Annotated in this window: 8 protein-coding genes; 5 read left to right on the forward strand and 3 right to left on the reverse strand. The window is 65.3% G+C overall.

The features are described from left to right. Positions 1-1,515, forward strand: a 1,515-nt coding sequence (locus G4L39_RS00040; protein ID WP_205880669.1) for a 3-keto-disaccharide hydrolase, incomplete at its 5' end; no start/stop codon positions are given. Between the two features lie 26 nt (positions 1,516-1,541). Next, entirely contained in the window at positions 1,542-2,882 is a 1,341-nt protein-coding gene (locus G4L39_RS00045) for a Gfo/Idh/MocA family protein (RefSeq protein ID WP_165104981.1), read from the forward strand. A 125-nt stretch (positions 2,883-3,007) separates the two neighbouring features. On the opposite strand, the gene G4L39_RS00050 is transcribed toward G4L39_RS00045, so the two are convergent. From G4L39_RS00050 to G4L39_RS00060, 3 genes are all read right to left on the reverse strand, one after another. Beyond that, the gene (locus G4L39_RS00050; protein ID WP_165104982.1) at positions 3,008-3,922 is read right to left on the reverse strand and encodes a metallophosphoesterase family protein; all 915 of its coding nucleotides are present in this window, start codon (positions 3,920-3,922) and stop codon (positions 3,008-3,010) included. Between the two features lie 54 nt (positions 3,923-3,976). Next, on the reverse strand, positions 3,977-4,588 hold the full coding sequence (locus G4L39_RS00055) for an OmpH/Skp family outer membrane protein (protein ID WP_165104983.1): 612 nt from the start codon (positions 4,586-4,588) through the stop codon (positions 3,977-3,979). 282 nt (positions 4,589-4,870) lie between these two features. After that, complete coding sequence (locus G4L39_RS00060; protein ID WP_165104984.1) at positions 4,871-5,914, reverse strand: L-threonylcarbamoyladenylate synthase; 1,044 nt, start codon at positions 5,912-5,914, stop codon at positions 4,871-4,873. Positions 5,915-6,300: 386 nt separating this feature from the next. Here G4L39_RS00060 and G4L39_RS00065 point away from each other — a divergent pair, with 386 nt between their 5' ends. From G4L39_RS00065 to G4L39_RS00075, 3 genes are all read left to right on the forward strand, one after another. Next, a complete protein-coding gene (locus G4L39_RS00065) occupies positions 6,301-7,128 on the forward strand; it encodes a type II secretion system protein (protein ID WP_165104985.1) in 828 nt (275 codons plus the stop codon). 105 nt (positions 7,129-7,233) lie between these two features. Beyond that, entirely contained in the window at positions 7,234-10,584 is a 3,351-nt protein-coding gene (locus G4L39_RS00070; RefSeq protein ID WP_165104986.1) for a translocation/assembly module TamB domain-containing protein, read from the forward strand. A gap of 155 nt (positions 10,585-10,739) precedes the next feature. Continuing rightward, positions 10,740-12,914, forward strand: coding sequence for a T9SS C-terminal target domain-containing protein (locus G4L39_RS00075; RefSeq protein ID WP_165104987.1), 2,175 nt, complete (start codon positions 10,740-10,742; stop codon positions 12,912-12,914). The last annotated feature ends 14 nt before the right edge of the window (positions 12,915-12,928 follow it).

Consider the following 12,928-nt stretch of genomic DNA (forward strand, 5'->3'; position numbering starts at 1 on the left):
GATGACGACCGGGGGGTGGGGCACGGCGGCGCAGGCGCGCGGGTCATGCTCTGGGGTGGGTGTGGGGGCCGGGCTTACCAGTTAGCCAATGGTGCAGAGTCCGGGTGGATGGGGGGTGCGGACTTGACGGTGGATTGGGTGGGGGTGAGTCTGCAGGCTGATGGAGCCGAACGGGGAGTGGCCAGGCATATGAATCCGGATGATCAAAAAAGTTGGGGTTGGTGGTGGCCGGTGCGGATCACATTGGGTGCGGTGCTGTGGGTGGTGGCGCGGGTGTGGGCTGCGGAGCCGGCGGACGAGCCCGGGTTTGTGCCGTTGTTTGATGGCCGGTCGCTGGCGGGCTGGCAGGTGGTGGATGGAGCGCCGGACGGGTACGAGGTCCGGGACGGGTTGTTGGTTTGCACCGAACGGGGCGGCAAGCTGTACACGACGCGGGAGTATGCGGATTTTGTGCTGCGGTTTGAATTTCGTCTGCCGGAGGGGGCGAACAACGGGGTGGCGGTTCGGGCTCCGCAGGGGGGCGACCCGGCCTATGTGGGCATGGAGATCCAGATTCTGGAGGAGACGGCGGCGTTGAAGGGCAAGTGGGGTCGGTTGCGGCCCGAGCAGTTTCACGGGTCGGTGTATGACGTGGCGGCGGCGCGGCAGGGGGCGCTGAAACCGCCGGGGCAATGGAACACGGAGGAGATCCGGGTCGAGGGCCGTCGGGTGCGTGTGCAGGTGAATGGCCGGGAGGTGTTGGATGTGGATTTGAACCAGGTGCGGGACCCGGCGGTGCTCCGCAAACATCCCGGGTTGTTTCGGGACCGGGGGTACATCGGGTTTTTGGGGCATGGCGATCGGGTGGAGTTTCGGAACATTCGGTTGAAGGAGTTGGCGGTGTCGGCGGCGCAGAAACGGGCGGGTTTTGCGAGTTTGTGGAACGGTCGGGACCTGGAGGGGTGGCGTGGCTGGGTGGATCCGCGGAAGGCTGCGCAGATGACTGCGGAGGCCCTGGCGGCGGCCCGGGCGGAGGCGGATGAGTTGATGCGCCGAAACTGGCGGGTGGAGGAGGGGGCGCTGGTGTACCGGGGACAGGGCTTCGACAATCTGTGCACGGAGCGGGAGTTTGGCGATTTTGAGCTGGAATGCGAATGGAAGATCGCGCCACGCAGTGACAGCGGGATTTATTTGCGCGGGGTTCCGCAAGTGCAGATTTGGGATCCTTACACCCCGCCGGTGGAAGGCGGGCGCGAGGTCGGATCGGGCGGATTGTACAACAACCAGCAGCATCCGTCGCGGCCGTTGGTGCGGGCGGATCGGCCGGTGGGCGAATGGAATCATTTTCGGGTGGTGATGGTGGGGGAACGGGTGCACGTGTTTTTGAACGGCCAGTTGGTGGTGCAGGACACGGTGCTGGAGAATTACTGGGACCGGACCCGACCGGTGCCGGCGCGTGGGCCCATCGAGCTGCAGGCGCACGCCACGCCGGTGTGGTTTCGGGAGTTGTGGGTTCGTGAAATCCCGTCCCGTTGAGGGGCGTCATTGCGGAGGGCAGGGAGATGAAACAGGGCCATCTGACGCGGCGTGAGTTTTTGGGCTGGTTGGCGGCGGGTGCGGTGGCCGGTTGGGGTACCGGTTGTGCGAGCGGGCCGAGGGGGCGGCGGGTGGCCCCTTCGGAGACGGTGCTGCACGCCTGCGTGGGGGCCGGCGGCATGGGGGCGAGCGATCTGGCCAGTTTCGCCCAGCACCCGTTCGTGCGGATTGTTGCGATTGCGGATGTGGACCTGGCCCGGGCCGAAGCTTGGCGGGAAAAATTCCCCGGGGTGCGGATTTACCAGGATTGGCGGCGGCTGCTGGAACGGGAGAAGGAGCTGGACAGTCTGAACGTGTCCACGCCCGATCACATGCATGCGCCGATCGCGATGGCGGCGATGCAGCGCGGGTTGCACGTGTATGTGCAGAAGCCGCTGACGCATGATTTGTACGAGGCCCGGCAGTTGACACGGATGGCGCGCGAACGCGGTCTGGTGACGCAGATGGGCATCCAGATCCATTCGCTGGCGGAGTATCGCCAGGCGGTGCAGGTGTTGCGGCGGGGACTGATCGGGAAGGTGCGGGAAGTCCATCTCTGGAGCGACAAGTCCTGGGGCGATCCGGAGCCGTTGCCGGCGCGGGTGGATCCCGTGCCGGAGGGTTTTGACTGGGACGGCTGGCTGGGGGTGGCCGAATGGCGGCCGTTCATTGGCGGGGGCTATTATCACCCGGCGAACTGGCGGCGGCGATTGGACTTCGGCACGGGCACTCTGGGGGACATGGGTTGTCACATTTTTGATCCGGTGTTCCTGGGGCTGGCGCTGACCGCGCCGCGGACGGTGCGTTCGGAGGGGCCGGCGCCGAACGCATGGAACTGGGCCACCGACGGGCGGGTGGAGTACGTCTTCCCCGGCACGGCGTATACTGCGGGGCCGGAAGTGCGTTTGACGTGGTATGACGGGCGACAGAAGCCGCCGCGTGCGGTGGTGGCGTTGTTGGAGGGTGATCCCCTGCCGGCCCAAGGGTCTATTTGCGTCGGGACCGAGGGCGTGATGTTGTTGCCGCACATCGGATGGCCGCGATTGTATCCGCGGCGGCGGTTTGAGGGGGTGCGGTTGCCGGAGGTGGAAGCGGGCAACCATTACACGCTGTTTTTGGAAGCGGTTCGGGGCAGGGGCTCGACCACGGCGGGGTTTGATTACGCAGGGCCGTTGACCGAGACGGTGTTGCTGGGGTGCGTGGCGAGCCGGTTTCCGAAAACCACGCTGGCTTGGGACTCGGAACGGCTGCGGTTTACCAACGAGTCGGAGGCGAACCGGTTTGTGCGGCGCAGATACCGCCGCGGTTGGGAGGTACGGGGTTTGTAATCGCGGCCGGCCTCGTCGTAGGGCTGTGGGGCAGGAATCTTCAGCCCGGTCCGCGTGGCGGAGCGAAGGGGTGTGGAGCCGGTGAAGGCGGGGCGCCGGGGACGGGCCGGGCGGGTGAAAGGGTTTCAGGCGGTGCGCCAGGTGAGTTGGACGTGGCGGCCGTGATCGGGATGGTGCGGGTCCAGGCAGCGCAAATGGAGGTGGATGCCGGTGGGTTCGAGGCGGGCTTGTACCCAGCCGACCGGGTACTCGGGGCGGAAGACGTAGGAGGTGGGGGGCAAATTGATCAGGTGAATGCCGCTGGGGTCGGTGGCGAGATTCCAGCGATGGGTATGGCCAAAGATGATGGCCTTGACCTGGGGACGTGGTCGCAGGATGGCGAGGAGTGTTTCGGTGTCTTTGAGACCCAATCGGTTGGGGCTTTTGTCGGGGTGATGATGGAGGACGATGATGGCGGGGCGGCGCCGACGGGCATCCAGTTCACGGGCCAGCCAGTTGAGTTGTTCCGGGCCGAGCAGGCCGGGGGTGGAGAGGGTTTGCTCGAGTGAGTCGAGCAGGAACCAGTTGGCCCTGGGCGAGGGTACAATGGCGCAACATCGGGCGCGCCAGGGGCGGTCGGGACGAAACGCCCACGGGATGGCTTCGAGGAAGCGTTCCCTGTGGTCGTGGTTTCCGACTAACAAGTGGATGGGCAGGCCGGCGGCGCGCAGTGGCTGGAGGATGGAGAGGAGTTGATGGTAGTCGCCGGTTTCGCCCTGGCTGTAGGCGAGGTCGCCGGCGATCAGGGTGTGGGCGGGTCGGGGTCGGGCGGTGAGGATTTCGTGGATGACCGTTTCGAGGTTGGGCGCCATGGCGACGCCGTTGTGGAGCCGGGTGCGGTCGGCTGCGATGTGGGTATCGGCCAACAATGCCCAGTGGTGCGGATCGGGTCGGAGTGTGCCGGCCCACAGCCGTGTACGGCCGAGGCCACCGGCCAACCCGCCGATCAACAGGTGTCGGAGGAAGGTGCGTCGGCTGAGTGGTGGGAGACGAACCGGCATGTGGGGTTTCGGGTGTGACGGTGCGTGTGGGCGGGTGCTTGGCAGTGGCCGGGGTTACGGGGCTTTGGTTCGGGAGGACGTTCCCGTGGCGGAGGCGGGTGCATTGAGGTTGAGCTGGTCCAAGACGGCCTGGGTGATGTCGTTGTCGCCGCTGCTATAGAGGACGATGGGGGTGTTTTGGGCCGACCTGGCGGAGACGTCGAGGACGAGGGAGTACCCGGCGGCGCGGGCCCGGGATTGTACGGCGGTGCGGATCTCGCCCAGGAGGTTGTTGCGCATGCGATTGCGCTGTTCGTCGATGGTGGCGCGGGCCTGGCGTTCGAACTGGGCGATGGACTCTTGCAGGTCGCGCATTTGTTTGAGTTTGGCTTCGGCGCTTTGTTTGCGGCGTTCCCGTTCCTCTTCCGAGACGGCCTGATCGGTGGCAGAAGCGAGAAGCCTTTGGTACTCCTCACTGTGTTTGCGCAGTTCTTCCAGCATGCTGCGGTGGTCCTGTTCCAGGTCGGAGGCCCGCTTTTTGAGGGCCGCCTCGGCTTCCCTGGTTTTCCAATAATTGTCGAACAAGTGGTTCAGGTCGACTGTGGCGATGCGGCCCTGGCCGAGCGCGGAGGCCGCCAGACCCATGGAGACGACAAGGGCAAAAAGTGATGCCAACCGTTTTGTCATGGGCCCAGTTAAGCAGAAGCGGTCCTGTCCGCAACGGCAAAGGCGTGGAGGCGGACGGCTGCGAGGGCGACTTGTTTCGGTGTGGGGATGGGAAGTCGGGCAGAACACGCAGCCGACCGGCTGGCCGGCTGCATGGGTCGCTTTCCGGGGGCGGGCTCGGACCGGGGTTGAATTCATGTCTTCGGGTAAACTGGCCGGGGAAGCCGTGAGGAGTTGGCCGGCAATGGCAGCGGCAGAACTGTCGCGTGGTTGGGCAACCGGGCTGGCGCGTTTGCGGATGAGCTAGGCGGGTCCGGCGTTTTCGCCCTGGGCACGTTGCAGACGGTCGGCGATGCCGGCCCAGGCGGGGTCGTCGGGCACGGCTTCCATGACGATGAGTTGAGCCCCGGATTGGTCGCAACGGTGCCAGGCGGCGTAGAGGGCGCGGGCATAAGCGCCGGGTTCGTGCGGCAGGAGGCGGACTTCGGCCACGCGCGCGGGGTCGGGCACGCGGCTGTGGGCCAGCACGTGGGCCCGGGCCGGGTCGAATCCGCGGGTGCGGAGTTTCCGGCACAGGTCGTCGGTGTTGTGCCAGCGGAGGACCAGGAGGGGCGCGGCCGGGGCGTAGTGTTTGGGGAACAGGCCGGGGCTGGCTTGTGGGGCGTGGGGGTCGGGCGCCGACCGGAGCCGGGTCACGGGTGTGTTCAGCACGGCAGCCAGGGCGTCGGCGTGGATCATGCCCGGGCGCAGGATGCAGGGGGGAGAGACCGTAAGGTCCAGGACGGTGGATTCGATGCCCACGGTGCAGGGTCCGCCGTCCACAATGAGTGGGATTCGACCGCCCAATTGGGCGGCGACGTGACCGGCTTCGGTGGGTGAGACCCGGTTGGCGAGGTTGGCGCTCGGAGCGGCCAAGGGGAAGCCGCAGGTTCGAATGACAGCCTGGATCAGCGCATGGTCGGGCCATCGCAGGGCCACCGTGGGCCGGCCCGCGGTAACTTCGGGGGGAATGATGTCTGTTTTGGGGAGGACCAGGGTTAAGGGCCCCGGCCAGAAGGCACGGGCCAGGGCCTCCGCTGCCGGGGGCCAGGCGCCGGCGCAGCGCCGGGCCATTTCGAGCGAAGCCACGTGGACGATCAGCGGGTTTGACGGCGGGCGGCCTTTGATCTCGTAAATCTTGCGGACAGCGGCAGGGTTCAGGGCATTGGCCGCCAGGCCGTAAACGGTTTCGGTGGGCAGGGCCACGACGTTGCCCGCACGCAACAGTTCCGCCGCCGCCCGCACGGCTTCTTCGAGCCGTTCCGGCGTGTCGGCCGACAGAATGAGTGTCTGGTCGGGATCTGTCATTTTCCACAGGCCCGGCCGGCTTTGTCCGCGGGGCTCGGTGGACCTGCACCGGGCGGGATCTGATGGTGCCGAACGGGCTTCACCGGGCCGGTCATCATGAGGCGCCGCAGCACGGAGGGCAAGGCTGCCGGGGGTGATTGCGGAAACTGCCGGGGGCCAATGGCAGGATTCGCAAGGCTTTTGGCGCAATGAACATTATGGTTCGTGATGGGGGCCGGGTATATTCGAGGTGAGATGACGGAAATTCCGCACAGCGCCAGCGGCAGGGTACCGCGCGGACCGGAGAGGCCGGTTGAAGGGGAAGACCGGCGGTTTCGAAACAAGCCGGGGTGCGGAGGAGTTCCGTCGGGATACCAGGCTGAGAACATTTCCACAGGATGGCTCCCATGCGCGTGACTGTTCCGATGCGGAATGACCTGCGTACGTTGCGGACCGGGTGCGGTCCGGTGCCGAAGGGGTTTACGTTGATTGAGCTGCTGGTGGTGATTGCGATCATTGCGATCCTTGCGGGGATGTTGTTGCCGGCACTTTCGAAGGCGAAGGGCAAGGCGCAGGGCATTGCCTGCATGAACAACACCAAGCAGGTGATGACCGGGTGGATGTTGTACGTGGGGGACAACGACGATCGGATGCCGCCGAAACTGGTGGGCAACGGTGTGGACTGGTTCATGAACCCGGACAATACCAATGCCTTGAAGCTGATTGATCCGGAGTCGTCGCTGCTGGCGCCGTATGTGCGGCAGCCCGGGGTGTACAAATGCCCGGCGGACACGGTTCCCTCCCAGAACGGGCCGCGGGTCCTGAGCATTTCTGGTAACGCGTTTTTGGGCGGGATCAGCGTGACCGTGATCAATCCGAACGTTTACAACCGGATCTACCCCGAGAAAGGGTTCACGAAGGTGACCCAGCTTGTGAAGCCGGGGCCTGCGATGACGTTCGTCACGTTGGATGAGCATCCGGGGAGCATTGACGATGCGGTGTTCCATTCCGTGGGCGGGGCGGATCTGGCATCGGCCGTGTTCCGCAATTTGCCGGCCAGCTATCATGCCGGCGGCGGCGCCAACTTCTCGTTTGCCGACGGGCACTCGGAGATTCACCGGTGGAAGGATGCCAGGACGAAACGGCCCGTGGTGCCGGGCCAGGTGGAACGGAACGTGCCGGCCCGCGGCAATCCGGATTACCTTTGGCTGAACGATCGGCTGCCCTACAACTGACGGTGGCGCGTGGCCGCAACCCGGGGGCGGTGCCGCCCGGTCAGTTGTTTTGGATGTTTCAGGACCAAACCCGGAACCCCAACCTTGGACTCAGGAGATGTCAACATGCTGCAGAAACCGGCGGATTGGCGTGGGAACCTGACGAGCGTGCCTGGCGGATGGCGCAGGTCGTGGCGGGTGCGGGAGCTGGCAGTGTTGCTGGGCTGTTTGTTGCCCGCATGGGTGGGGGCGCAGACGGTTCATTTCCGCACCATGCAATTGCGTCACACGGTGCCGGTGGGATCGTCGGGCTCGGTCGTTTGGTCCAACTATGCGGTTTTGACGGGGGTGACCGGGCCGGTGAACGTGACCGTGTCGGGTCTGCCCGCCGGGGCGTCTGCGACCGTGAGCCCGTCGTCGTTGACGGAATCGGGGCCGGTGATGTTGACGCTCAACTGGAACAATGTGGCCGAGGGCGAGTATCCGTTCCGGCTGGAGGGTTCGGGTGGCGCGACGAACCACCTGGTCCTGACGTTGCAGGTGGCGCATTTCTGGAACGGGAGTGACGGCGTGGCCGGTTCGTGGTCATCGCCCTCCAGTTGGTTGGGTGGGTCGGTACCGCCGGAAGGGGCTGACATCGTTTTCAGCGATCTGGGCGGTCAGACGGCGCAGTTTACCAATGTGTTGGTGGACCGTGATGTGCGGGTGGGTTCGATTCGTTTCGCCACCACCAATACCACGCGATACTACACGCTGGCGTTGGAACCCGGCCGCACGCTGGAGGTGGTGGGTCCGCTCGGGTTCAGGGTCCTGCGGGACTATATCGAGGACAACTCCACCGGCTGGTTGTGGCTTGGTAATTCCCCGATGATTTCCGTGGTGGGGCCGGAGGCGACGATGGTGGTGAGCAACACCGCGGCGGAGATTGCGGTGTTGGTGGGGGGGCAGCAGAACCATGAGCTCAATCTGGCGGCCCTGGGGACGCTGGTGGCGCACGTGCGCCGGCTGGGTTTTGGTGATTACGCGTCCTGGCCGAATTACATGAACCTGCTGGACAACGGGTATGCGGGGCGTCCCCGCCGGTTTTTGCCGGCGGTGTACCTGGCCCGGACCAATCGGATCACTGCGACGTACACGGATCCGGACAATTACCAGAACCCCGATACGCGGATCTTTTCGATGACGTTCCTGAGCAGCGCGCTTTCGGGCACGACCTCGCAGCGGGATTTCTTCCTGGGGGCATACAACGAATTCTTCATGGAGAGTGTGTGTTTTATCGGGGCCAATTCCCAGGGGCGGGTTCGATTTAATCCGGCCTTTGCCACGAACCGTCCGGTTGCGATTTTCCGCAATGTGGATGGGGGTCGGATGAAGGTGTTTGCCGTGTCGGACGAGAGCGGTCCGGGGGCGGGGTCTAGCAACATCAAGAGCTGGTTGTACTTCGGCGACAACAACGGCAGCGTGGATATTTTGGCGGATTTGTTTTACATCTCGCGGGACCGGCCGGTGTTGTCCGGGGACCCCAACTTTCAGGGGCAGATGTTCGTGGGTGGGGGTGTGATTGATGTGAACCGGGCGGTGCTCGGTTTTCAGGATGGCGGATCGCGGGAGGGGATGGCCGGTTTCAACGCGCGCGGCTACTGTCAGGGGTTGCTGGTGATCAGCAACACGGCGGTGCTGCGGGTGAACGAGGTGTTGGAGTTGGGTTATACCACCGAGACCATCGCCGAGGGCGAGCCGTGGAACACGCGCGGGCAGTTGGTTGTGGGGCCGGGCGGCACGGCCATGATCAACCGGATCGAGGTGGGCGGCGTGACGAAATTGTCGGGCGACAACGCGGTGGTGGTGACGAATGGCGCGACGCTGATCCTGACCAACACGGCGGCCGGTCCGGAGAAGAAACTGGCGCGGCTGGTGTTGCAGAATGCGCGGCTGGTCTTGCACGTGGACGGTACGCGGACCGAGCCCTACATCTACGTGACCAACTTTACCGCGACGGGCACGGCGACCGAGCTGCGTCTGGCGGAAATCCGGAATGTGTCGCAGTACCCGGCCGAGATTCCGCTGGTTGCCTATGAGACGGCGTCGGCGAGTCTGGCGCTGACGCTTCCGGACGGGTTCTATGGTTACCTGGTGGATGACACGGCCCGGAAACTGCTCGTGGCGGTGGTGGACACCAACGCACCGGCGCAGGTGGTGTGGGACGGCACGGTGAATGGTCAGTGGGACTTCACCACGGCCAACTGGAAGGGTGGCGGGAAATTCGCCAATGGCGCCCCGGTGGTGTTTGACGACACGGCTTCGGGCACGACCAGTGTGACGGTGATGGGGACGGTGGCGCCCGGGGCGGTATTGATCACCAACCAGGCCAGGCCCTACTCGTTCAGCGGCGGCATCATCGCGGGCACGAGTCCGATGACCAAACAGGGCACGGGCATCGTGACCATGGATGCGCAGAGTCAGCTGCCGTTGATGTTGGAGCAGGGCACCGTGCAGGGTGCCGGGACCCTGGGGACCACCACGGTGGGGCCCGAGGGCACGCTGAACTTTGCCGGGACCATCAATGGTTTGATCTCCTCGGGCCGGGTGGTGAGTTCGGGCCTGATCAACAACGGGATCACGATCGAGGGTGGCAGCTTTGAGGCTTCGGGCATCATCACGGGGCCGGTCCGGATCAATGGGGGCACCGCGCGGATCACCGCCACGGGCACGGTGAACGCGACGGGCACGTCCACGGTGGAAGCCGGTGGGACCCTCATCCTGGACGGGCGGTGGGTGAACACCGAGGGCCGTTTGAATGTCAACGGCACGTTGATGGGTGAGGGGGTGGTCAGTGATCCCGATGGGTACACCCTGGGCGTGGACGGACGGCTCTCCATCAACAGCGGGGGCGTGCTGTCGCCGGGCCATTCGATCGGCGTGCTGTCGGTGGAAGGTCGGTTCGACCTCAACCCCGGTGCGCGGCTGATCATCGAGGTGGACATGAATCACCCGGCCCGGAACGATGTGGTGGCCGTGGACGTGTTCGGCAACATCCGCGGCATCATCACGATGACCAACATTGGCAACGTACCGTTCGCGGTGGGTCAGAGCTTCCTGATTGTGAGCAACAACTTCAACCTGCCCAATTCACCGCTGAACCCGAACATTGACTTCCAGTTTGATCCGCCCTCGCCGGGGCCGGGCATGCGCTGGGACGGCAGTGATCTGGCGACCAACGGCATTGTGCGGATCGTGGGGGCGCCGTTGGAACCGCCGCAGGTGGGTGTGACCGTGGCGGATGGCAGGATCACGTTGGAATGGCCCCAAGCGTACGTGGGTTGGACGCTTCAACGGCAGGTCCGCACGCTGGCGCAGGGCATCAGCCTGAATCCGGCGGACTGGGAGCCCGTGCCGGGTTCGCAAAGTACGAACCGGTATGTGATCACGGTGGACCCGCAGGCGCAGGCGGTGTTCTATCGGTTGGTTCAGCCGTGATCCGGTTTGGCGATGGGATTTGGCGCCGGTCCGGTTTCGCCCGGGCCGGCGCCCCTTTTCGTCGGCTGGCCCGACAACGTTTCGCGCGGCCCGGGTTTGGGCTCCTCTTGCTGACCGCCCTTGTCCTGGTCTGGTGGGTTTGGGAAGGGCACGCAATGGCGTCCGTACGTGTGGACCTGAATCCACCGGAGCCGCGGCAGGATGTGCGGACGCCTCACTGGGAGAACTGGCACTGGCGGGGCGACCGGGAAGCGACGGCCGGCTTTGATGGTGTGCGTGTGACGTTGCGGCCGGTGGGTTCGAACCGGCTGGAGGTGTTGTGGGTGAAGGCGTTTTTGGACGACGGCGTGCGATTGGGGTCGGACGGCGTGCGGGTCCGATGCCCCGGTGGCACCGGCGGCCTGGAACTGCTGTTGGAAGGGCTGTCGCCGGGGCGGCACACGCTGGCCACCTGGCACAATGAGCCGCGGGAGACCGTTCCGACCCCGTTTTCGGTGTGGCTGGAGGGTCGCAAGGTGGTGGGACCGATCCGGCCCTCGCATCGGGTGCGACATGACGACGACATCACCACGGTTTGGGTGGAGTTTGAGGCCGGGTCGGATGGGGCAGTGGTGTTCACGTTTCGCCCCGAGCCCGGTGGCGGTGGCGATGGAGGGGAACTGGTGCTGAATGGTTTTGCGCTGGACGTGCCCGATCCTTCACGACAGGCGCGGCGACCTTGGCCGGCCCGGGACGATGAGCATGTGGCAGCCGGGCCGGGCGGCACGGTCCGTTTGACCTGGGTGTCGGGCGCGGGGGCGGTGGCGCATCATCTGTACTTTGGGACGAATTGGGCCGAGGTGAGTGCAGCCCGGCCCGGTGACGAACCCTACCTGGGCCGTCTGACGACGATGGCCCATGCGGTGAGTGGGCTGAATCATTTTCCGGAGTATTTCTGGCGGGTGGATGAGGAGGACGCGACGGGGCGGATCACCCGGGGTGAAGTGTGGCGGTTTCGTGTCCGGCATCGAGCCTTTCCGACGGCCGAGGGGTACGGTGCCTTTGCGCGCGGGGGTCGGGGCGGGCGCGTGATCAAGGTCACGAATTTGAACGACAGCGGACCGGGCAGTTTGCGGGCGGCGGTGGAGGCGGAGGGGCCGCGGACGGTGGTGTTTGATGTGGGGGGCATGATTACGTTGAAATCGCCCCTGGTGGTTCGGAATCCGTATTTGACGGTGGCGGGGCAGACGGCGCCCGGCAAGGGGATTTGCATTCGGGGGTACAACTTCGGTGTGCTGGGCACGCACGACGTGATCATCCGTTACATCCGTGTCCGGCCCGGGAACATTTCGGGCGAGACGCTGGACGGCATGGGTTTGGCCTCGAGCGATCACTGTATTGTGGACCATTGTTCGATCAGTTGGACGCTGGACGAGGCGTTCAGTTCCCGCGGGGCACGGAACATTACGTTACAACGGACACTGATCGCGGAGGCGTTGAATGAGGCCGGGCACCGGAAGTATCCGCCCGGGACGCGCCACGGGTACGCGGCCAGCATCGGCGGGTTGATCGGCAGTTTCCATCACAATCTGTTGGCCCATTGCGCGGGGCGGAACTGGAGTCTGGCGGGTGGTCTCAATCAGAGCGGGCGGCACACCGGCTGGCTGGATATCCGGAACAATGTGGTGTACAACTGGCATCATCGGACCACCGACGGCGGGGCGGCGAAGGTCCAGTTTGTGAACAACTACTACAAGCCCGGCCCGGCCACGGAATGGTTCTGGATTCTGCGCCCGCAGCGTGAGGGAGTGGCTCGGTTCGGACCGCAGGACTATTACGTGGTCGGCAATGTGCTGGAGGGTCGGGTGGGGCCGGACGAGAAATGGGGTGGTGTGCGGTTTTGGCCGGGCGAACCTCCGGAGAGTTATTTGCACGAGGAACCGTTTTTCGATCCGATGGTGCGGACGCATACCGCTTACGAGGCGTTTACGAACGTGTTGGCGAACGTGGGTTGCAATGTTCCCGTGCAGGATGAGACGGACCGGCGGATCCTCGAGGAGGTGCGGACCGGCACGGCGCGGTATCGGGGGAGTCGGACCGGCCTGCCGGGGTTGCCCGATTCGCAGGAGGACGTGGGCGGCTGGGAGGAGTATCCGGAAGTGCACCGGCCGGAGGGATGGGACCGGGACGGGGACGGGATGCCGGATGATTGGGAGAGACGTGCGGGGCTGGACCCGCTCGACCCGACCGATGCGTGGGGGGATCGGGACGGCGACGGGTACACCAATTTGGAGGAGTATCTGGGCTGGTTGGTGGGCGAGTTTCCGGACCCGGACCGACCGGGATCGTGACCGGTCGTGGCGCC

This window comes from Limisphaera ngatamarikiensis, from assembly GCF_011044775.1.
Classification (GTDB): Bacteria; Verrucomicrobiota; Verrucomicrobiia; order Limisphaerales; family Limisphaeraceae; genus Limisphaera; species Limisphaera ngatamarikiensis.